This is a genomic window from Paenibacillus aurantiacus (genome assembly GCF_042431225.1).
Taxonomy (GTDB): domain Bacteria; phylum Bacillota; class Bacilli; order Paenibacillales; family Paenibacillaceae; genus Paenibacillus_Z; species Paenibacillus_Z aurantiacus.
Map to the genome: position 1 here is coordinate 25,195 of NZ_JBHMDO010000041.1, position 22,190 is coordinate 47,384.

Consider the following 22,190-nt stretch of genomic DNA (forward strand, 5'->3'; position numbering starts at 1 on the left):
TTTCACCTTGATTATCGTAAATGTAAAGGCTTACATTCGAGTCTGAAGAAAGGTTGGGTGCTCATGCTGTTGTCTTGGCTGCTTTACGTGTCATTCCTTCTGGTGGTCGGGTACGCCCTTTCGTTATTCTATAAGGCCGTCTACCATCGCTACCTGTACATCAAGCTGGGCAAGCCGCCGGAGAAGCCGTTCGACTGGCGCAGCCGGGTGGGCGATCTGCTGACCCAGGCGTTCGGCCATACGAAGCTGCTGAAGGATAAGCGAAGCGGCATCATGCATCTGGTCATTTTTTACGGCTTCATCATCCTGCAGTTCGGCGCGCTCGATCTCATCTATACCGGCTTGTCCGGGGGAGAACCGCTGCCGATCCCGGGCTACAGCGCGTTCGGGCTGACGCAGGAGATTACGGTGCTGCTCATCCTGCTGGCGACGGGCTATGCGGCCTACCGCCGCTACGGCGAGAAGTTGTCCCGATTGAAAAAAGGCCTGAAGCCTGCCATCGTCCTCATCCTGATCTCGACACTGATGTTGACGGTCATCCTGTCGCTCGGTTTCCACCGCGTCTGGATGGGGCATGAAGCGTCCGGCTATGCGCCGGTATCGTCGCTCATCGCGGCGGCAGCGGCGGGCCTATCGGCAGCGGCGGCGAAAGTGCTGTTCTTCATTTTCTGGTGGGCGCATCTGCTTATCCTGCTGACGTTTCTGGTGTACGTGCCGCAGTCGAAGCATTTTCACCTCATCACCGCGCCGGTCAACATCTTCATCGGCCGGGTGGAGCCGGTCGGCAAGCTGAGCAAGCTCGATCTCGAGGATGAAGAGGCGGAATCGTTCGGCGTCGGCAAAATCGAAGACTTCAAGCAGAAACAGATGCTCGACTTCTACGCCTGCGTGGAATGCGGACGATGCACGAACGTGTGCCCGGCCTCGAACACCGGCAAGGTGCTCTCGCCGATGCATATGATCGTGAAGCTGCGCGACCACCTCACCGAGAAGGGCGCTGCGATCACGAGCAAGTCCCCGTGGATGCCGGAATTCGCATTCCCAGTTGGAAGCGCTCACAGCCTGTCCGAAGGCGCGACGGAGACAATGCCGGCCTGGGAGACCGAGGGCATCACGAACATCGGTCCGACGATGGATTGGCAGAAGAAGACGTGGCAGCCGTCGGAGAAGAAGCCGGAGGAGATGTCGCTCATCGGCGACGTCATGACCGAGGAGGAGATCTGGGCATGTACGACGTGCCGCAATTGCGAGGACCAATGCCCGGTCGGCAACGAGCACGTCGACAAGATCGTCGACCTGCGCCGCCACCTCGTCCTGATGGAGGGCAGCGTGCCGCATGAAGGGCAGCGCGCGATGCAGAACATCGAGCGCCAAGGCAATCCGTGGGGTATCAGCCGCGCGGATCGCGGCAAGTGGACCGGCGAGATCGGCGGCATCCCGGTACCGACGGTGCGCGAGAACCCGGACTTCGACATCCTGTTCTTTGTCGGCTCGATGGGCTCCTACGACAATCGTTCCCGCAAAGTATCCCGCGCGTTCGTCCGCCTGCTGAACGAAGCGGGCGTCAACTTCGCGATACTCGGCAACGAGGAGAAGAACTCCGGCGACACGCCGCGGCGGATGGGCAACGAGATGCTGTTCCAACAGCTGTGCGCCGAGAATATCGAGACGTTCCGGAAGTACGGCGTGCGGAAGATCGTAACGGCGTGTCCGCATACCTTTAATACGCTGAAGAACGAATATCCCGAATTCGGGCTGGAGGGGGTGGAAGTGCTTCACCATACGCAGCTGCTGGATCAGCTGCTGAAGGAAGGGCGCCTGACGCCGAAGCATACCGTCAACGAACGCATTACGTACCACGATTCCTGCTACCTTGGGCGCTACAACAATGTATACGATCAGCCGCGGGATATTCTGCGTGCGATACAAGGCGTCGAGCTGGTCGAGATGGCCAGAACGCGCGAGAACGGCATGTGCTGCGGCGCCGGCGGCGGCATGATGTGGATGGAAGAGACGGCCGGCAAAAGGGTCAACCTCGCCCGCACCGAGCAGGCGCTTGAGGTGAATCCGACGATGATCAGCAGCGCGTGCCCGTTCTGCTTGACGATGCTCGAGGACGGCACGAAGCTTGCGGACGCTGACGACCGCGTGAAGGCGCGCGACGTGGCGGAGATTTTGGAGCAGGCGGTGTTCGGGGCGGCGTAAGTCGCGTTGCGACGAGGGGCCTTCAGGCAATGCAGACGGATTAAGAAAAACGTACGGTAAAGCCACTTACGGCCTGCGGCTAGCAGGCTTTCACACGCCCGCTCAAGCCATCCCTCCGACCGCGAACAATCGTGCCAGCACGAAGGGGGGAGTCCTAAGGGTTTTCAACGGAAAACGCACTTCGTAAGCAGAAGCGAGGGCAAAGCCCTTTGGTTCCCCTCAGCGGAGGGCAATGCTGTTAGGTTAAGGGAAAACGTCTCGTGAAACGGAAGCTTTGTCCGCAGGACAAAAGCGTGCCTCGCTCGAAAACATCCGCCATCCACTACCCATCACGCCAGCACGAAAAGGGAGTCCAGAGGGCAAAGCCCTATGGTTCCCCTCGGCGGAGGGGGAAGGGGGAGGCGTCAACTACCATTCAGGAGGGATCATCCGCATGGCAGCACAAATTTCGAAAGCCGCCGTAATCGGCTCTGGCGTCATGGGCGCGAGCATTGCCGCGCATCTGGCGAACGCAGGCATTCCGAGCCTGCTGCTCGACATCGTTCCGAAATCCTTGACCGCGGAGGAAGAAGCGAAAGGGCTGACGCTCGACTCCCCGGCGGTCCGCAACAGGCTGGCGGCGGGCGCGCTCGCCAAGCTGCCGTCCATCAAGCCGTCGCCGCTGTACGACGACGCGTTCGTCTCCCGCATTACGCCGGGCAACATCGAGGACGATCTGCACCGGATCAAGGATGTCGATTGGGTCATCGAAGTCGTCGTCGAGAACTTGGCTGTGAAGCAAAGCCTGCTCGAGAAGATCGAAGCCCACTGGAAGCCGGGCACTATCGTCAGCTCTAATACGTCGGGCATCTCGATCAATGCGATGGCCGAAGGCCGGGGCGATGCGTTCAAGTCGCATTTCTTGGGCACGCACTTCTTCAACCCGCCGCGGTACATGAAGCTGATGGAGATCATCCCGGGCGAGCAGACGGACCCGGCGATCGTAAGCCACATGTCGGCGTTCTCCGAGCGTGTGCTCGGCAAAGGCGTCGTCGTCGCCAAGGATACGCCGAACTTCGTCGGCAACCGGATCGGCACTTACGGGCTGCTCGCGACGCTGCAGGTGATGGCGGACAAAGGACTGACCGTCGACGAGATCGACGCGATCACGGGTCCTGCGATGGGCCGGCCGAAGAGCGCGACGTTCCGGACGCTCGACCTAGTCGGCATCGACACCTTCGTTCACGTCGCGAACAACGTGTTCGAGAAAGTCGACAACGAAGCGGAGAAGGCGGTGTTCGAGCCTTCGCAGCTGCTGAAGGATATGGTGGCGCGCGGCTGGATCGGCGAGAAGGCGGGCAGCGGTTTCTATAAGAAAGTAAAAGGCGAGAAGGGCAGCGAGATTCTGTCGCTCGATCTGGTCACGATGGACTATGCGAAGGGTAAGAAGCCGTCGTCCGCTTCGCTCGAAGCGTCCAAGGCGGCCAAAGGAGCGAAGGAGAAGACGAAGGCGCTGCTCGGCGGCAAAGACAAGTATTCGGAAGCCGCTTGGGAGATCGTGAAGCTTACGCTCGTCTACGCGGCGGAGAAGGTCGGCGAGATCGCCGATACGATCAATGACATCGACAAGGCGATGAAATGGGGCTTCAGCTGGGAGCTCGGCCCGTTCGAGCTGTGGGACGCGATCGGCCTCGTTCGCTCCGTCGAGCGGATGGAAGCCGAAGGGACGCAGGTGCCGGCATGGGTGAAGGCATGGATCGCTGAAGGCAACAAGTCGTTCTACCAGAAGGAAGCGGGCAGCGTTGCGTATGCGTACGAAGGCAAGTTCCGCGCCGTGGAGCAGCCGCGCGAGATCATCTCGCTGCGCGCGCTGAAGGAGCAAAATAAAGTCATTCGCGGCAACAGCGGCGCGAGCCTGATCGACGTCGGCGACGGCGTGGCGGCGCTCGAATTCCACTCGCCGAACAATGCGATCGGCGCGGACATTCTCCTGATGATCCAGCAGAGCGTCGAGGAAGTGCGCAAGAATTACGACTCGCTCATCATCGCCAACGAAGGGCGCAACTTCTGCGTCGGCGCCAACATCATGCTGCTGCTCATGGAAGCGCAGGACGAGGAGTGGGATGAAGTCGACGCGATCATCCGCCTGTTCCAGGACACGATGATGAAGCTGAAGCATTTCGAGAAGCCGGTCGTGGCGGCGCCGCACCGGATGACGCTCGGCGGCGGCGTGGAGGTATGCTTGCCGGCCGACGAGGTGGCGCTGTTCGCGGAGACGTACTTCGGCCTCGTCGAAGTCGGGGTCGGTCTCATCCCGGCAGGCGGCGGCTGTAAGGAGTTGACGCTGCGCCTCAGCCAGGCGAACCCGAATCCGGAGGTGGACCTGCAGCCGCACATCAACCAGCTGTTCATGAATATCGGTACGGCGAAAGTCTCGACCAGCGCGCACGATGCGCGCAAGCTCGGCTATCTGAGAAGCAACGACCGCGTCATCATGAACCAGGACTACCTGATCTACGAAGCGAAGCAGGCCGCGCTCCGCCTGACGCAGGCCGGCTACGAGGCGCCGCAGCCGCAGAAGATTCGCGTCGTCGGCTCGGACGGCAAAGCGGTGCTGAAGATGGGCGCGCTCGGCATGCACCAGAGCGGCTACATTAGCGACCACGATCTGCTCATCGCCAAGAAGCTGGCGCACGTCCTTGCGGGCGGCGACGTGCCGGCGAACACGCTCGTCACCGAGCAATATATGCTGGACCTCGAGCGCGAGGCGTTCCTGAGCCTATGCGGCGAACCGAAGACGCAGCAGCGGATGCAGCACATGCTTGCCAAGGGCAAAGCGCTTCGCAACTAATACCCGAAGGAGGGCGAACAAACGCATGAGAGAAGCAGTCATCGTATCGGTCGCGCGGACGCCGGTGGGCCGCGCCAAGAAAGGGAGCTTCGTGCACACGCGGGCCGAGGATCTCGGCAAGGCGGTGCTCGAGGCGGTCATCGATCGCGCGCCGGGCGTGAACAAGGAAGACGTCGAGGATATTATTATCGGCTGCGCCATGCCGGAGGGCGAGCAGGGGCTCAACTTCGCGCGGATCATGTCGCTGTACGCGGGCTTCCCGTCGACGGTGCCGGCGCTGACGATCAACCGGTTCTGTTCCTCCGGGCTGCAGTCGATCGCCTTCGCGGCGGAGCGCATCATGAGCGGGGGCGCGGACGTCATCATCGCCGGCGGCGTCGAGAGCATGAGCCATGTGCCGATGGCGGGCTTCAAGCCGGCGCCGCATCCGGTCATCGTCGACGAGCGGCCGGATATCTACATCGGCATGGGTCATACAGCGGAGAACGTCGCGGACCGCTTCGGCATCTCTCGCGAGGACCAAGACCGCTTCGCGGCCAATAGCCATCGCAAGGCAGCGGCGGCGCTGGCGCGCGGGGCGTTCAAGGAAGAGATCGTGCCGGTCGCGACGAGCGTCCGCGGGTTCGATAACGGTAAGGCGTGGGAGAAGAAGCTCGTGCTCGAGATGGACGAAGGCGTCCGCCCGGACACGACCGAGCAGGGACTTGCCAAGCTGCGTCCGGCGTTCAAGCCGACCGGCAGCGTCACCGCGGGCAACGCGTCGCAGATGAGCGACGGCGGCGCGGCGGTGCTCGTCATGAGCCGCGAGCGGGCCGACGAGCTGGGCCTCAAGCCGCTCGCCGCGTTCAAGTCGTTCGCCCTCGCGGGCGTCGATCCGGACATCATGGGCGTCGGCCCGGTCGAAGCGATCCCGAAGGCGCTGAAGAAAGCCGGTCTCTCCGTCGGAGAGGTCGACCTGTTCGAGATCAACGAAGCGTTCGCTTCCCAGTGCCTGCACATCATCCGCGCGCTCGAGATCGACGAGGACAAAGTCAACGTCAACGGCGGCGCGATCGCGCTCGGCCACCCGCTTGGCTGCACGGGTACGAAGCTGACGGCGAGCCTCATCTACGAGCTGCGCAGACGCGGCGGCGGCCACGGCGTCGTCTCCATGTGCATCGGCGGCGGCATGGGCGCGGCAGGCGTGTTCGAGGTATATCCGGAGTAAGCGCGGGAAGCGGGCGACTACCATAGCGTCGGTTCCTCTCGGAGAGTCCATCGCATCGGGCTACCTCGTTAGACGAGAGCTAGCTTCTGCCGCATTGGTGGCGATAAGACATCGCAAGGTCATCGTGAGCAAGCGCGGAAGCCAAAGTTGAAAGCCAGGCCGATGGCGCCACGAAGGTCTATCCAACCCGAAGAGAAGACGCGAAGCTTCTCTTCACCTGCTGCTCAGTAAACAATGAAATGCATCCTTTATAAGGTTGATCTGACATGGTGAAACAACGAGCGCAGCAAGGATGAATGATTCTGGAGAAGCGTGGGTGAATGCTGCTTTCCGACTTCTGGAAAGCAAACCAATCACCCGCAGCGTTCGCCTTTGTCCCCGGATATAAACCGTTACCGAGTTCATTCCAATAAATCCGGGGACAACAGCGATCGTAAGAACATTCCATCCGGCGAAGCGACGTGTTTCGAACGTTTTTCAGGTCCACCTTATAACACCAAATTTCAGGAGGTTTTCCCCTATGGATAAAACGTTCGACAAAGTCGTCGGAGGCAGCTTCGTCATTCAAGACTTCGATTTCCGTTCCATCGTCACCGCGGAAGATCTGACCGAAGAGCAGCGCATGATCGCCGAGACGACGGCGGAATTCGTCGAGCGCGACGTGCTGCCCGTGGATGAGCACCTGGAGAAGCTGGACTACGACCTCACCGTGAAGCTTATGCGCAAGGCCGGCGAGCTCGGCCTGCTGAGCGCGGACGTGCCGGAAGCGTTCGACGGCCTCGGTCTCGACAAGGTCAGCTCCACGCTCATCAGCGAGAAGCTGTCCCGCGCGGCATCCTTCGCGCTCTCGATCGGCGCGCACGTCGGCATCGGCACGCTCCCAATCGTCTACTTCGGCTCGCCCGAGCAGAAGCGCAAGTACTTGCCGGATCTGGCGAGCGGCGCCCGCATCGCGGCGTACTGCCTCACGGAGCCGTCCTCCGGCTCCGACGCGCTCGGCGCGAAGGCGACGGCGAAGCTGTCCGAGGACGGCACGCACTACGTGCTGAACGGCACGAAGCAGTTCATCACGAACGCCGGCTTCGCGGACGTGTTCATCGTATATGCGAAGGTAGACGGCCAGCACTTCAGCACGTTCATCGTCGAGCGCGAGATGGAGGGCGTCAGCCTCGGACCGGAAGAGAAGAAGATGGGGATCAAAGGAAGCTCGACGCGCCCGCTCATCCTGGAGGATGTAAAGGTGCCGGTCGAGAACTTGTTATGGGAGGTCGGCAAAGGCCATCTCATCGCCTTCAATATCCTGAACATTGGCCGATACAAGCTTGCCGTCGGCTGCCTCGGCGCGGCGAAGGAAGCGATCGACCTGAGCGCGAAATACGCCAATGAGCGCACCCAGTTCGGCAAGCCGATCTCCTCGTTCCCGCTCATCGGCAAAAAGCTGGCCGAGATGAACACGAAGACGTACGTGCTCGAGAGCGTCATCTACCGGACGGCCGGCCTGATGGACGCGGGTCTCGCGGACATCGACCACAACTCGCCTGAAGCGGGCGGCCTGTCTGCGAAGGCGATCGCCGAATACGCCATCGAATGCTCGATCAACAAAGTGTTCGGCTCCGAGGTGCTCGACTTCGTGGCGGACGAGGGCGTCCAAATTCACGGCGGCTACGGCTTCATTCAAGAATACAAAGTCGAGCGCATCTACCGCGACTCGCGCATTAACCGTATTTTCGAAGGCACGAACGAAATCAACCGCCTCCTCATCCCGGGAACGCTCGTGAAGCGCGCGTTGAAAGGCGAGCTGCCGCTCCTCCAGAAGGCGCAGGCGCTGCAAGGCGAGCTGCTGCAGCTCATCCCGGGCCAACTGTTCGAGGGGACGCTGGAGGAAGAGGCGCACTTGGTCGGCATGGCGAAGAAGATCTTCCTCATGGCAGGCGGTACGGCAGTGCAGAAGTTCGGGCCGAAGCTCGAGCAGGAGCAGGAGTCGCTGAGCGCCCTGGCGGACATCATGATCCAGATCTTCGCGATGGAGAGCGCGCTGCTGCGGACGCAGAAAGCGATCGACAAGCAGGGCGAAGAGAAGTCGGCGCAGGCGATCGCGATGACGCGCGTATTCATCCACGAGGCGTTCGCGGAGATCGAAAGCTTGGCGAAAGAAATCCTGTCGACAATCGAGACCGGCGACATGCTCCGCACCCAGCTGTCCGTGCTGAAGAAGCTCACGCGCCGCAGCTCGGTCAACACCGTGCAGCTCAAGCGCCAAATCGCGGCGCGCGTCATCCAATCCGAATCGTATTCCGTGTAGGAGCGATTTTCGAAACCGAAGAGGTGATGGGTTTTGTCACAACAGCCATGGTACCTTCATTATCCGCAAGAAGTGCCTTCGACTTACCCGTATCCTAAGCAAAATCTGGCCGATTTCCTCGTGGAATCGGCCTCCCGTTATCCGAACCATGCGGCCCTCAGCTTCATGGACAAGAAAGTGACGTATGCCGAGCTGCTGCAGGCCGCATACCGGTTCGCCCACGGCATCCGCGGGCTCGGCGTGAAGAAGGGGGACCGGGTGGCCATCGTGCTGCCCAATTGCCCCCAGCTGGTCATCGCGTATTACGGCACGCTGCTGGCAGGCGGCACGGTCGTCATGACCAATCCGCTCTATATGCAGAGGGAGCTCGAGCATCAGCTGAAGGACGCCGGCGCCGTGCTGATCGTCACGCTCGACCTGCTGTTCCGCAAGGTGATGAGCGCCGTGACGGGCATGGCCGACGTACCGCTCATCGTCGGGTCGATCAAGGACTACCTGCCGTTCCCGAAGAATCTGCTCTACCCGATCAAAGCTAAGAAGGACGGCGTGGACCGTGAGGTGCAGTACGGCGGGCGGATTCACGCCTTCCCGAAGTTTCTGCGCGCCCAATCGGCTTCACCCGTTCATGCGGAAGTGGACGCCGACAACGATCTTGCGCTGCTGCAATACACGGGCGGCACGACCGGCGTCTCGAAGGGCGTTATGCTCACCCACTCGAACATGGTTGCCAACACGATACAGTCAAGCCTATGGGCGTACAAAGTCGTACCCGGCCAAGAACGATATTTGGCAGCGCTTCCATTCTTCCACGTCTTCGGCCTCACCGTCCTGTTGAACCAAGCGGTCATGATCGGGGGCGAAATGCTGCTTGTGCCGCGGTTTGAAGTCGAGACGATATTGCAGACGATCGCCAAACGCAAGCCGACGATCTTCCCGGGCGCGCCGACGATGTACATCGCGCTCATCAACCACCCGAAGATCCGCGAATACGACCTGTCGTCGATCAACATTTGCATCAGCGGCGCCGCTCCGCTTCCGCATGAGGTGCAGGAGCGGTTCGAGGCGATTACCGGCGGGCGTCTGATCGAAGGCTACGGGCTGACCGAAGCGTCGCCGGTCACGCACGCGAACCCGATTTGGGAGCATCGCAAAAAAGGCTCGATCGGCGTCCCCTTCCCGGATACGATCGCCAAAATCGTCCATCCTGAGACGGGGGAGGATTTGCCGACGGGCATGATGGGCGAGCTCGCCGTGCGCGGGCCGCAGGTCATGAAGGGCTACTGGCAGCGGCCGGACGAGACGAATAAGGTGCTGAAGGACGGCTGGCTGCGGACGGGCGACATGGCGCGGATGGACGAGGACGGCTATTTCTTCATCATGGACCGGATGAAGGATATGATCATCGCCGGGGGCTACAACATTTTCCCGCGGGAGATCGAGGAAGTGCTGTTCGAGCACCCGTCCGTCGAGGAATGCGTCGTGCTCGGCGTGCCGGATCAATACCGGGGCGAGACGGTCAAAGTGTACGTCGTGCTGCGCGAGGGCGCGACGTTGACCGATGCGGAGCTGAAGGCGTGGTGCAAGGAGCGGCTGGCTGCCTACAAAGTACCGCGCATCTACGAATTCCGCGACAGTCTGCCGAAGTCGATCGCGGGGAAGGTGCTGCGCCGCAAGCTCGTGGAGGAAGAGAAGCAGAACGAGGAGGCGCGGACGGTGAAATAGAGGCGGGACGGACGCGACGGTCGAACGGTTACCGGTTTCATGCGACGCCAAACTTCGCGCCGTCCCCGGCTCTGGCCGCGACCCCGCGCGTACGTACGGCTGAAAGGAGGAGCATCGGATGGATAAGGCTAAAGGCTTGTATGACGAGGCGGTGCTGGAGCTGGCGAGCCGCACGTTCTGGGGCTATCTCGGCTGCGAGCTCATCCGTCAAGACGAACGCGAGGTCGTTATCGGTCTGGACATTCGGGAGCATCATCTCAATATGATCGGCATCCTGCACGGGGGCGTGCATACGTCGCTGCTCGATACGGCGATGGGCATGATCGCGATGAGCGCGCGTCCGGGCGAAGACGTGGTGACCTCAAGCTTGAACATCCATTTCACGGCGCCGGCCAAGGTCGGACGGGTGACGGCAATCGCGTCGATCGCGCATATGAGCGGCCGCATGATCACGGCCGAAGGGCGGCTGACCGGCGAAGATGGCAAGCTGCTGTCGCTGGCGACCGCTTCGTTCCGCGTGCTGGAGCGCAAAGGCTGAGCCGGCCTTAGCGAATATACCCCGAAAGCGGTATACAGCAGCCCGCGCGGAGGTTGGTACAATAGAGAGGGATAAGCGGATTGGTTTGCGTTCACAATCCAAGGATTGGGAATGCAGCATTCCGCGGTCGGTAAGCGGATTGGTTTGCGTTCACAATCCAAGGATTGGGAATGCAGCATTCCGCGTTGAGAAATACAAAATGACTTTATGCGCGGAACTGTATTTCGAGAGAAGGACGGGGCAACCCGTCCTTTTTGCCATGGCCTTCTTACGGATAGAGCAATGCTGTCAGGTTAAGGAAACCGACCGATGAAGCCACCCATGGCCTATAGTTGACAGGTTTATGTTTTCGGATGGTTTTCGATACCCGCTGAAGCTTTGTCCGCGAGGACAAAAGCGTGCCCACGACGAACTCCCCCGCCGTCCACAACCCTACGTGCCAGCACGAAAAAGGGAGTCCAGAGGGCAAAGTCCTTTGGTTCCCCTTGGCGGAGGGGAATGCTGTCAGGTTAAGGAGAAACATTCAGATGGAGAATGGGCGGCATGCGGACGAACAATAGCGACGTAGACGTCGTTATCGGAAGCCCAGACGACCTGTGAACGAGCAATAGCGACATAGACGTCGTTATTGGGTGCCCATATGGCCCGCAGACGAGCAATAGCGACATAGACGTCGTTATCGGGAGCACAAACGTCCTGTGAACGAGCAATAGTGACATAGACGTCGTTATCGGGAGCCCAAACGTCCTGTGAACGAGCAATCTCCTACCAAGTCCCGGCGCGCTTATCCTGACAGCATTGCGGCGGAGGGGGAAGGGGGAGGGACCACCAAGGGGGAGGGACCAGCAAAAATGGGGTCAAAGGGGCGAAGCCCCTTCTAGGCGAATGCCGATCCAACTATCTATTACGCACGGGATGTCCTTGCTATAATAAGTAGATCGATAGGAAGAAAGAAGTGGGACGGATGGACCAGTTGGAATTCGAAGCGGCACGCGTCGGCGGCCGCGTCATTACGTATATGGATTTGCTTCGGCACGATCTGCTGTCCGGATCGCTGCACGCGTTGGAGCAGAGCATCGAGCGCGCGGTGATCGCGGCATGGGCGGAGGAAGCGGGGATTGCGGCCACCCAAGAAGAGACCGGAGCCGCGTTGAACGATTACCGCAAGCGCCTGGGACTATACACGGCGGCCCGGACGAACGAATGGCTGCAGCAGCATGGCCTGCAGCTGGGCGACGTGACGGACTTTCTGCGCGCGGACATCGTGAAGCGGAAGCTGGCGGCGGCGCTTATCGGGGAGGAGCAGATCGCACGGTATTTCCACGAGCATCGCGCGATGTTCGACCGTGCGGAGATCTCGCGGCTGCTTGTCTCGGAACATGGCGAAGCGATGGAGCTCTTCTTCCGCCTGGAGGAGGGCGAACCGTTCTTCAAGCTGGCGCGTGCCTTCTCGCAGGAGGAGTCGACCCGCATGGCGGGCGGCTATGCCGGCGAATTCGGGCGGGACGAGCTGGGAGCGGAGCTCGCGACGGCGGTGTTCGGCGGGCAAGCCGGCGACGTGCTCGGACCGATGGAGACGCAATCCGGCTATATGCTCGTCCTGATCGAATCGCTGCGGCCGGCCGAGCTGGACGAAGAGACGAGCGAGGCGATTCGCGGGATTCTATTCGCAGACATGCTGGAGCAGCGTACGTCGGAAGCGGAAGTTCGCGTAAGTCTATGGAAGGGAGCGGAGGCGTAGGATGGCGGTTATGGACAACATGGACTATTTGCATCGCGTGCCGCTGTTCAATCTGCTCTCAACGGAGGAGAAAACGGCTTTGGCCGCCGAGATGCGGACCGAGCGGTATCGCATGGGCGAGACGGTCGTGCCGCACGACGTCCCGGTCGACGCGTTCTATGTCATTGTCGACGGCCAGGCGCGCAAGATCGGCATCGGCGAAGGGCGGAAGGAGAGCAATCTGGGACTGGTGGGGCCGGGCGAGCATTTCGGCGAACACGGCCTGCTGGGCGAGGAACGCTCGGACATCGCCATCCGGGCATCGACGGCGCTCACGGTGCTGCGCGTGGGCCGCGAGCAATTCGAGGCGGTGCTCAGCGCTCATCCGGTGCTTGCGAATTACATGCGCCAGTTCATCTCATCCGAGGCGCTGAATGCCTTCCTGAAGAATAACACCGTCTTCACGCACGTCGATTCCTCGGCGATTCGCTCGCTGCTGGACCATCTGGGCATCTGCGATTACGGGCCTGGCGAGCTGCTCGTGCGCGAAGGCGACGAGGGCGACTCCTTCTATATTCTGAAGTCCGGCACGGTCGACGTGGAGATCGGGGCGGAGCGGCAGGTCGTCAACCGGCTGTATCCGGGCGACTTCTTCGGCGAGCTGGCGCTGCTGACGGGCGCGCCGCGCAAGGCGAGCATCCGCGCGTCGGGCGAGGTGACGGCATTCCGGCTGGCCAAGGCGGACTTCGACGAGCTGATCGTCCGGTATCCCGTCATCCTGGATTCGATCCGCCGCATCTCCGCGCATTATTCGGCGGCGCCGATGCCGGTCATGGCGAATGAAGAAGACGAAGTCGCGGCATCCGCGGAAGCGGCGCTCGATCCGGAGCGCGAGGTCGCGCCGAAGCCGCTTAGCCGTCTGCGGCTGCTTGGCCGCAAGCGGTACCCGGCGCTGATGCAGCAGAACGAGATGGACTGCGGGCCGACATGCCTGACGATGGTCGCCCGGTATTACGGCATGAAGGCGAGCGTCAACCGGATGCGGGAGCGGTGCAATGTCGGGGTAGAAGGCACGTCGATGCTGTCGCTGACCGAGACGGGCGAGTCGCTCGGCTTCGAGACGAAGGGATTGAAGATTACGGCGGCCCAGCTGGCCGATATGCCGCTGCCGTTCATCGCGCACTGGAACGGCAACCATTATGTCGTTGTCTACGACGTTCGCCCAGACGGGGCGGTCATCGCCGATCCGGCCGTGGGCGACGCGGAGACGATCACGAAGGAGAAGCTGGCGAAGCATTGGACCGGACTTGTCGTCACGCTTGAGCCGACGGACAAGCTGGTGCGGTTGGACGACGAAGAGAGCTTATGGAGCCGGTACGCCGCCACGTTCAAGCCGTTCGCAGGGCTGCTCATTCCGGCGGTCGCCCTATCGGTCTTGATCGAGCTCGTCTATCTCGCATTCCCGGTCATGACGCAGCAGATTTTCGACCGGGTGCTGGATGCGCGGGATATGCCGCTGCTGCACGTGCTGCTGCTGGCGATGATCGCGCTTGCGCTCTCGAGCGCGGCGGGCATCGCGATCCGGCAGCTGCTGATCGGCAAGCTGGCTTACCGGATCGACCGGGCGATGCTGGAGAACTTCTACCGGCATCTGTTCCGGCTGCCGTATACGTATTTCACCAAGCGGACGTCCGGGGATATTATTACCCGCGTCTATGAGAACGAGAAGGTGCGGCAGCTGCTGACCGACCACGGCATACAGCTTGCGCTCGACGCGCTAACGCTGCTCGTCTACGGCGGCCTCATGTTCTACTATAACGCGGCCTTGGCGTTCATCGCCTTGGCGGTCATTCCGGTCTACGTCCTGCTGTACGCGGTGCTGCTGCCGAAGGTGCGGCGGAACTACCGCAAGCAGATGCTGGCCGAGGGCGAGTCGCAGACGCAGGTGGTCGAGGCGATCGGCGCGATTCAGACGGTGAAGGGACTCGCGATGGAGCGGGCGGTCCGGGGCAAGCTGCTGGATAAGCTAACCGAGCTGCTGCGGCTTCGCTTCGAGGGGAGCCGGCTGACGCTGTGGCTGACCTCGGGCCAAGCGCTGCTAAGCGCGCTCAGCAATGTGGCGCTGCTCTACTTCGGCTCCCGGTTCGTGTTGGCGGAGACGCTCAGCGTCGGCGAACTGGTTGCGTTCACCGTGCTGTTCGCCTCGTTCATGCACGCGCTGGAGGCGATCTCGCATATGACCGGTACACTGTCCGAGGCGCGCATCTCGATGGAGCGGCTGAACGACGTGTACGAGTCGACGCCCGAGCATCCCGCGCCGGAGCCGATGCGGACGCTGCCGAGCATTCGCGGCCATATCCGGTTCGATAACGTGTCGTTCCAATACTACCGGGGCGGCAAAATGATTTTGCAAAACATGAACGTCGAAATCCAGCCTGGCCAGACCGTCGCGCTCGTCGGCCGGAGCGGCTCGGGCAAGTCGACGCTCGCGAATCTGCTGCTCAAGCTGCTGGAGCCGACGAGCGGGTCGATCGCGATCGACGGCTACCCGCTCTCGGGCGTGCACGCGGCGTCGATCCGCAAGCAGGTCGGCGTCGTGCAGCAGGAGACGGTCATCTTCCGGGCGAGCGTGCGGGACAACATCGAGCTGCATGCCGCGGGGGCAGGCGTATCCGCGTCGCAGGAGGACGTCGAGCGTGCGGCGCAGCTGGCGGGGGCGCACGACTTCATCGCGTCGCTGCCGCTCGGCTACGACACGATGATCGGCGAAGGCGGCATGCGCCTCTCCGGCGGACAGCGACAGCGGATCGTCATCGCCCGCGCCCTGCTGAACGACCCGCGCATCCTGATCTTCGACGAGGCGACGAGCGCGCTCGACACGGAATCGGAGCGGATCATCCAGCAGAACATGGAACAGATGCTGAGCGGCCGCACGACGCTGATCATCGCGCATCGGCTGAGCACGATCCGGAATGCGGACCTCATTCTGGTCCTTGACGGCGGCATGATCGCCGAAGCGGGCACGCACGAGGAGCTGCTGGCACGCAAGGGAATGTATTATTATTTGGTGAACCAGCAGAGCGTGTCTTAGGAACGAACGTAGCGACGATCGCGCGGCGTAAGCCGCGCGGTCGTTTTTTCATGCGGCGGAAGCTAGGACTTCGGTAGGTCGCGAGCATGCCCATGGACGAAAGTGCCGTATATGGAGGACAGTGGAAGCGGTATGGGAGGCGCCTTTCTCTAGCAAACATCGCAACTTTTGGATTACATATTTCCCCTGAGCGGACGTGATATAGTCAGGAATATACATGTTTTTTCCAAAGGGGGTGTTGAATGGTGAGCAGATCGTACGTTCCTCCTAAGTCCCATATCCCGTCCGCGACTCATGCGCCGCAGCTTCATTCGCGACCGTCGCCCGAGGCGAGAGGGCTCTCGGCCTCCGCGATTATGAACTTGCAAAAAACAGCCGGCAATCAAGCCGTCTCCGGCATGATTCAGCGGATGCGCGACCCGAACCGGGCCGTAGTTCAACGGTATACGGAAATCGGGAAGAATGATTATAGAGGCTACACTGGAAGCTGGTCGAAGGAGAGCGATAAGCTGCGTCTTGCCGATGAAGAGGATGCCGCGGTTCCGCAAAGCGACCCGACGGGCTCCCAAAAACTCTATGCTTCCGTAGAATTAATCGGAGAAGCCAATGCGGCATTGGAAGCGGTCAACTCTCCTATTGAACTTAAAGACGGCAATGAGAGAATCTCTTCCAAGATCGATGACGATAAACCAGAGCTTCATCTGCTGGTCCCTAAATTCCACAAAGACAGACCAAACGTGGAGGCGAGCAAGAACAACGGCGGTGGAGAGGGCGCGAATTTTAAATTGAACTCGGACTGCGGCTTCGCGGCACATACGATTGCGGATGCGGAAAACCTCTATGCGGTGTTTGGCGGCGAAACGACCGACGCGGCTTCAGACCCTGGACTAATGAAAGCGGAGATCGTGAACAAGTTATCGGGTCAAAAACATGAGCAAAAATTTGAGGAGTACAAGAAGAATAGTCGCTTAAAACTTAAAAATCCGAAAAGCAAGAAGGACGAGAAACTAGCCGAATTGGATAATTTCTTTACCGATGAATATAAAAAGTTACAGGAAAAAGACCCTGAATTCGACAAAATAAACGGGATCAACTCCTATGCAAACCCTGCCATCGGAGGGGCTTACGCCATCTCGAGCGGAGGCGAACCGGTGTCGGATAAAGACGTATGGAACTATCACTGGGCCGCGGTCATCTTAAAATCGGGTTCGGACAACGTAACGCTGGAGAACTATGCGACAGGGGATCAGGAGAACAATGATGACTGGGTCTTTCAGATGTACGGGGTCCCAACGGATGACGAGAACGGCCAGTCCTTTCATGAAGAGCATCGCGACAAGCATCTCCAACATGGCGATACGCCGATGACGATTGCTACGACAAAAACAAAGACATGAATCGAGCGTAAAAAGCGCGGATAAAAAAGATGCCTTCATGGAGGACATCTTTTTTTGTTCGATGCAGTGTTGCAAAAAGTTCGGCGGGAAGGGAGCGGCAAAAGCAATTACAGGCTATACACGATCCCGCCCACCGCGTATAATAGGTCTCAAATCCGTTTGAGTTATCGATAACCCAACTTGATTCCATCTCGCTAACTCGAACCTCTTTGGGGGAGTTCATGATGAACAGCGCCATCCAGCGCGCGGCGCTCGTCGCGCCGACCGAACGTCAGGTCGCTTTGCAGGACATGGAGTTTTACGCATTCGTTCATTTCACGGTCAACACGTTCACGGACGAGGAGTGGGGGCACGGCACGGAATCGCCGGCCATCTTCAATCCCGCCGAGCTGGACGCGGACCAATGGGTCGATGCTTGCCTGGCGGCCGGCATGAAAGGGCTCATCCTGACGTGCAAGCACCACGACGGCTTCTGTCTTTGGCCGAGTGCGTACACGGCGCATTCGGTGAAGAGCAGCCCGTGGAAGAACGGTCAGGGCGATGTCGTGCGGGAGGTCGCGGAAGCGTGCCGAAGGGGCGGGCTGAAATTCGGCATCTACCTCTCCCCCTGGGATCGCCATGCGCCTACATACGGCGATTCGCCCGCCTACAACGCTTATTTCGTCGCACAGCTGAGGGAGTTATTGACGGGGTACGGCGATATTTTCTGCGTCTGGTTCGACGGCGCATGCGGCGAAGGACCGAACGGCAAGCGGCAGGAGTATGACTGGGATGCCTACTATGCCACGGTGCGCGAGCTGCAGCCGGGCGCGGTCATCTCGGTGTGCGGCCCGGACATCCGCTGGTGCGGCAACGAGGCCGGGCATTGCCGGGAATCGGAGTGGAGCGTCGTGCCTGCGTCGCTGCGGGACAACGAGAAGATCCAAGCCGACTCCCAGCAGGCGGACGACCGCGAATTCGCGAAGCGCTACGATTCGCAGGACGAGGACTTGGGCAGCCGCGCCATCATCGAACGGGAGAGCCGGCTCATCTGGTATCCGTCCGAGGTGAATACCTCGATCCGTCCGGGGTGGTTCTACCACGCGTCCGAGGACGACCGGGTCAAATCGCTGGAGGAGCTGCTGCACGTCTATTACGGGTCCGTCGGCGGCAACGCGACGTTCCTGCTCAACCTTCCGCCCGACCGCCGCGGTCTGTTTCACGAGAATGACGTTGCGCGGCTGCGGGAGCTGGGCGAGACGCTGCGGTCCATTTTCCGAACGGATCTGGCGCAGAGCGCGACCGTATCCGCATCGGAGTCGACGCAGGGTCGTGAGGCTGCGAACATGCTGGATGGCAATCCCGACACGTACTGGGCGCCGGAGGAAGGAACCGAGCAGGCGGAGATCGTCGTCGAGCTGGCGGAGGAAGCGGCTTTCAACCATGTCGTGCTGCAGGAATACCGGTACAGCCAGCGGATCGAGCGGTTCAAGCTGGAGGCGCAGGTGAACGGGGCATGGAAGCCCGTATACGAAGGGACGGTCATCGGGCGCAAGCGGATTTGCCGATTCGAGACGGTCACGTCGCGCACCATTCGCCTGACGATTACGGACGCTCGATGGCAGCCAACGCTGTCCGCCTTCGCCGTCTACAAGGGGGATCTCCCATGCTGATCGGCATCCCATCCATCCTTTCGCCGGAGCTGCTTAAGACGCTGATGGAAATGGGGCATGGCGACGAGATCGTGCTGGCCGACGCCAACTTCCCGGCAGTCAGCTGCGCGCGGCGGATCATCCGCGCCGATGGGCACGCGATCCCTGACCTGCTGGACGCGATTCTAACGCTCATGCCGCTTGATCAGTACGTGGATCAGCCAGTGCTGCTGATGGAGAAGGTAGCGGGCGATACGGTGGAGACGCCTATTTGGGCAACGTACGGGACCATTATCGCGGAACGAGCAGGCGCTGATATCGCGGTCGGACTTGTGGAGCGCTATGCGTTCTACGAACGGGCGCGCGCGGCGTATGCCATCGTGGCGACCGGCGAGCGGGCGCAATATGGGAACGTGATTTTGAAGAAGGGCGTTATCCGGGAGAAGTAGGATAAGGGGAACGAAAAGATGCCGCGGCGGAACGAGAATGCCGGGCATCTTTAATTCGTTTGAGGTGCGTCTGCGGTTAGCGATTGGGGAGGTCCAGCACCAGGGCCGGCAGGTCGACTTTATTGTCTTCGATCGTGAACGTATAGGTCTGTGATTTCATGGTGCCGTCGGCGCTCACCGCGTAGGCTTTGCCTTTCTTGAGGCCATCGGTTCGAACGAAGAAGAAACCGTCGCTGCTCGCAGTTGACGTGAAGGAACGCGATGCGCCTCCATCGGTAAATTCAATATATACTTTGGCCTGTGCGGCAGCCTGACCGTCTGTGGTTTGAATTTTGCCGCCTAGCAATGGAGTCTGGGTCTCCGCTGAAAGCAAGATCTCAATAGTTGGCTTCGAGGGATCGAATACGAACGTTTTCTTCACCTGATTGCCAGCGGAGCCAATGAGCCAGGAGCCCGTTGAAGCGGTTATCCTCGAACCTAAAGGAACAGCCGTGAGGGTGTAGCTGTGTCCTGCGATAAGCCCGGCTAAGCCGAAGTATCCGTCCTCGCCTGCCGGGTAGGTCGCGATAGGTTTGCCAGCAGCATCTTCAAGCGTAACGAAAGCTTGTGCGGGCGCGCCTTGCTGCGAATTGACCGTGCCGGTCAGCTGCACACGGCGAATCGTCTGCGTCGGCAGCTCTTTTAGACCCGCCGTGTAAGTAAACGTCTCGTTGGCATTGTAACCAAATTCGCTCCGCGTGCCGGACGTTGGCGAAGGAGGCCTTACGATATAACTATACCGGCGTCCTTCCGCGAAGCCATCCATAAAGTAACGGCCATCCTTATTCGTATAGGCGGAGCGGTACCACTTTCCGTCGTTCGGATCGAAAAAATCGACTTTGATATTGTGCATCGGCGCACCGCTCTCGTCGACCACCTTCCCGGAGAGTTGCATATCGGATGGCTCTCGAAGCTGTACATCATAGCGGTTCTGTTGGCCGGCTGCGTAGGTAAAGATCAATGGAGCCGCCACGGTATAACCGGCAAGTTCGTTGTCCAGCTCGGCGGTGACGGTGTATTTTCCGCCTTCCCGAAGTGCAGTGAGCAAATAAGTGCTGGTGCCGTCGATATGGTAAATACCGCCCGGTTCGTCCTGCGCGCTGTATGGACCGGAACGCACAAGCCGTATATCGGAACTGACGGTCGGTTCTCCGTCTGGTAGCAGGAACCGAATAACCGCCGTATTGGGCATCGCCTGCATTAAAATGGGAGGCGGATCATCCTGATAGACGAACCTGTCGGCGCGCAAGCTGGCGGAATCCGGCCATTGCCCCTGCGCGATATACGTCTGGCCGATCGTTAGACCCGAAAACGAGAAACGACCTAACGTATCGGTGACGGCATCGGAATGCTTCTGTTGCCTGCCATCGGGGAGTACTTGCCAAAGCTCGATGTTCCAGCTCTTGCCCGCTCCGGCGGCTTCGCCCGTTATTTCCCCGTTGATCCGTCCTGCCGCGTTCTGCTCAGCTGACGACTTATTTGGTTGGCCGGATTGAGCCGACGTAGACGCGGTTGGCGAACTCGCGGTCGTCGACCCGGTTCTCCGATTCAGCGTAATCGTGCGTGAAGCCGGATTCCATGCGACCGCATATTGCGATGCCTCGCCCACGAAACGCAGCGGGACATAGGCGGCGCCATTCACCGCTTCCGGGGCTGCTGTAAGCGACATTTGCTTGCCGTTCACGGTGGCGGTCCGGCTGCCGATCGTCAGCACGATGTCGGTTTGTCCGCTGCGTCCCTTGATTTGCCGCTGCTGCGGGTCCCATGCGACGGGCATGCCGAGCGCTTCGAAAATAGGCCGGAACGGTACGAGCGTCGTGCCGTCTCGCATAATCGGAGCGGCGCTTAGCACGAGCCGTTCTCCATTCAAGTAAACCGTTGTCTGCGTGACCGGCGCTGCCGGCTGCGCCGCCCAAGCTTGAAGCGGAGATGCGGCTAGCAGCAGCGAGACGGCGGCAGCCAAGCCGCTGGGTATGAGCTTCATGAGAGACCTCCATTAGACACAGAGTGAGATGGGAATCAATTCTGCAAATTATGGTAAAATCCTCCTTTTGGAGCTGGGCAAAAGTTCAGCCGTGGATGCTGTTTGCGACGGCACGCGGGACCTGTTCGGCGAGTGAGAATGCCGCACCGCATCCCTCATTCACTAAGCCGCTTGACCGCTTACTTCATTCGTAAAACCTCTTGACCGTCAACCGCCCATATGAGATGATGGCGTAATTTCCATATCTTGTGAAGGCGGGTGTCCAACATGGCATTGGCGAAGGAAGTCGAACGGATCAACGGCGAAGTGAGCGGAATCATGCGGCGGCAGCTCGGACGGCACTTGATCGGGTTGATCGTGCAGGGGTCCGCGGTCAAAGGCGGCGTCATACCCGGCAGCAGCGACATCGATTATGTGCTGTATGTCGTGGACGAGGCACTGAGCGAAGCCGGACGGCTTCCGCTCTCCCTATGTCTGGCGATCCACCGGGAGCTCTCGCGAATCGACCCGGCGCCGTTCCGGTATATTCAATTCAGCGTCGCATCAAAGGAGACGTGCGCGTATTTGCCGCCGATTGCGGGCACCTACCGGCTGCTTGCCGGACGCCTGCTTCTGCCGGAGGCGACGAACGCGCAAATTCTCGCGGATGCGGAAGCGTCGCTTCGGCGGCTGAACCCGGCTGCCGTCTTCGATTCGCATTCGCTGCTGGACCACGGGGAGGACAGGATCGAACGCTGCGCGCGTCTAATGTGCACCATCGCCTGGCCGGTCGCGTATCAACTGCTGACGCTGCTGCATGGCGACGGGGTGCACGTGTGGTGCTTGACGAAGCAGGAAGTCGCCGCCAGACTCGCCGCGGTTCCCGATATTGCGGAGGAGATTACGCATTTTCACGAGGCGGTGCTCGACTACTACCCGGAAGAAGCGTCGGCCGAGAAGGCGCTGACGCTGATTGAGGGCGGGATGAGCTTGATCGAAACGGCGAAACGATGCTTTGCGCATAGGATGGCCGAGCGAAGCGCGTGAACCGCAGCCGCGGTGCAGCATGGGCGCGCCTGGGCCCGAACAACAACGA

General features: G+C 60.5%; 13 protein-coding genes. 12 read left to right on the forward strand and 1 reads right to left on the reverse strand.

What is annotated here, in order from left to right; genetic code table 11:
* The first annotated feature begins 63 nt into the window (after positions 1–63).
* The 11 genes from ACFFSY_RS25170 (at position 64) to fucU (ending at position 19,092) form a co-directional block, all read left to right on the forward strand.
* A complete protein-coding gene (locus tag ACFFSY_RS25170) occupies positions 64–2,205 on the forward strand; it encodes a (Fe-S)-binding protein (protein WP_377499329.1) in 2,142 nt (713 codons plus the stop codon).
* A gap of 433 nt (positions 2,206–2,638) precedes the next feature.
* Positions 2,639–5,035, forward strand: coding sequence for a 3-hydroxyacyl-CoA dehydrogenase/enoyl-CoA hydratase family protein (locus tag ACFFSY_RS25175; protein ID WP_377499331.1), 2,397 nt, complete (start codon positions 2,639–2,641; stop codon positions 5,033–5,035).
* A gap of 25 nt (positions 5,036–5,060) precedes the next feature.
* Complete coding sequence (locus tag ACFFSY_RS25180; protein ID WP_377499333.1) at positions 5,061–6,242, forward strand: acetyl-CoA C-acyltransferase; 1,182 nt, start codon at positions 5,061–5,063, stop codon at positions 6,240–6,242.
* Positions 6,243–6,762: 520 nt separating this feature from the next.
* Positions 6,763–8,544: an acyl-CoA dehydrogenase FadE gene (locus tag ACFFSY_RS25185; RefSeq protein WP_377499335.1), complete on the forward strand. Its 1,782-nt coding sequence runs from the start codon at positions 6,763–6,765 to the stop codon at positions 8,542–8,544.
* A 33-nt stretch (positions 8,545–8,577) separates the two neighbouring features.
* Entirely contained in the window at positions 8,578–10,266 is a 1,689-nt protein-coding gene (locus ACFFSY_RS25190; RefSeq protein ID WP_377499337.1) for a long-chain-fatty-acid--CoA ligase, read from the forward strand.
* 118 nt (positions 10,267–10,384) lie between these two features.
* Positions 10,385–10,804 carry a PaaI family thioesterase gene (locus tag ACFFSY_RS25195; RefSeq protein WP_377499339.1) on the forward strand — a complete coding sequence of 140 codons (420 nt, stop codon included), beginning with the start codon at positions 10,385–10,387 and terminating at the stop codon, positions 10,802–10,804.
* Between the two features lie 964 nt (positions 10,805–11,768).
* Positions 11,769–12,545 carry a peptidylprolyl isomerase gene (locus ACFFSY_RS25200; RefSeq protein WP_377499341.1) on the forward strand — a complete coding sequence of 259 codons (777 nt, stop codon included), beginning with the start codon at positions 11,769–11,771 and terminating at the stop codon, positions 12,543–12,545.
* Position 12,546: 1 nt separating this feature from the next.
* The gene (locus ACFFSY_RS25205; RefSeq protein WP_377499343.1) at positions 12,547–15,615 is read left to right on the forward strand and encodes a peptidase domain-containing ABC transporter; all 3,069 of its coding nucleotides are present in this window, start codon (positions 12,547–12,549) and stop codon (positions 15,613–15,615) included.
* A 242-nt stretch (positions 15,616–15,857) separates the two neighbouring features.
* A complete protein-coding gene (locus tag ACFFSY_RS25210) occupies positions 15,858–17,012 on the forward strand; it encodes a hypothetical protein (RefSeq protein WP_377499345.1) in 1,155 nt (384 codons plus the stop codon).
* 224 nt (positions 17,013–17,236) lie between these two features.
* The gene (locus ACFFSY_RS25215; protein WP_377499511.1) at positions 17,237–18,664 is read left to right on the forward strand and encodes an alpha-L-fucosidase; all 1,428 of its coding nucleotides are present in this window, start codon (positions 17,237–17,239) and stop codon (positions 18,662–18,664) included.
* Positions 18,658–19,092 carry an L-fucose mutarotase gene (gene fucU, locus ACFFSY_RS25220; RefSeq protein ID WP_377499347.1) on the forward strand — a complete coding sequence of 145 codons (435 nt, stop codon included), beginning with the start codon at positions 18,658–18,660 and terminating at the stop codon, positions 19,090–19,092. The genes ACFFSY_RS25215 and fucU overlap by 7 nt, the downstream gene beginning before the upstream one ends.
* A 76-nt stretch (positions 19,093–19,168) precedes the next feature.
* Here the strand turns inward: fucU and ACFFSY_RS25225 are convergent, their stop codons facing one another.
* Complete coding sequence (locus ACFFSY_RS25225) at positions 19,169–21,115, reverse strand: stalk domain-containing protein (protein WP_377499349.1); 1,947 nt, start codon at positions 21,113–21,115, stop codon at positions 19,169–19,171.
* Positions 21,116–21,382: 267 nt separating this feature from the next.
* Here ACFFSY_RS25225 and ACFFSY_RS25230 point away from each other — a divergent pair, with 267 nt between their 5' ends.
* Positions 21,383–22,141 carry a hypothetical protein gene (locus ACFFSY_RS25230; protein ID WP_377499351.1) on the forward strand — a complete coding sequence of 253 codons (759 nt, stop codon included), beginning with the start codon at positions 21,383–21,385 and terminating at the stop codon, positions 22,139–22,141.
* Positions 22,142–22,190 lie beyond the last annotated feature (49 nt).

Coding starts and splice junctions, on each gene's coding strand:
- ACFFSY_RS25230 (WP_377499351.1), top strand. CDS start 21,383: ATGGCATTGGCGAAGGAAGTCGAACGGATCAACGGCGAAGTGAGCGGA.
- ACFFSY_RS25205 (WP_377499343.1), top strand. CDS start 12,547: ATGGCGGTTATGGACAACATGGACTATTTGCATCGCGTGCCGCTGTTC.
- ACFFSY_RS25195 (WP_377499339.1), top strand. CDS start 10,385: ATGGATAAGGCTAAAGGCTTGTATGACGAGGCGGTGCTGGAGCTGGCG.
- ACFFSY_RS25185 (WP_377499335.1), top strand. CDS start 6,763: ATGGATAAAACGTTCGACAAAGTCGTCGGAGGCAGCTTCGTCATTCAA.
- fucU (WP_377499347.1), top strand. CDS start 18,658: ATGCTGATCGGCATCCCATCCATCCTTTCGCCGGAGCTGCTTAAGACG.
- ACFFSY_RS25225 (WP_377499349.1), bottom strand. CDS start 21,115: ATGAAGCTCATACCCAGCGGCTTGGCTGCCGCCGTCTCGCTGCTGCTA.
- ACFFSY_RS25215 (WP_377499511.1), top strand. CDS start 17,237: ATGAACAGCGCCATCCAGCGCGCGGCGCTCGTCGCGCCGACCGAACGT.
- ACFFSY_RS25180 (WP_377499333.1), top strand. CDS start 5,061: ATGAGAGAAGCAGTCATCGTATCGGTCGCGCGGACGCCGGTGGGCCGC.
- ACFFSY_RS25175 (WP_377499331.1), top strand. CDS start 2,639: ATGGCAGCACAAATTTCGAAAGCCGCCGTAATCGGCTCTGGCGTCATG.
- ACFFSY_RS25210 (WP_377499345.1), top strand. CDS start 15,858: ATGGTGAGCAGATCGTACGTTCCTCCTAAGTCCCATATCCCGTCCGCG.
- ACFFSY_RS25200 (WP_377499341.1), top strand. CDS start 11,769: ATGGACCAGTTGGAATTCGAAGCGGCACGCGTCGGCGGCCGCGTCATT.
- ACFFSY_RS25170 (WP_377499329.1), top strand. CDS start 64: ATGCTGTTGTCTTGGCTGCTTTACGTGTCATTCCTTCTGGTGGTCGGG.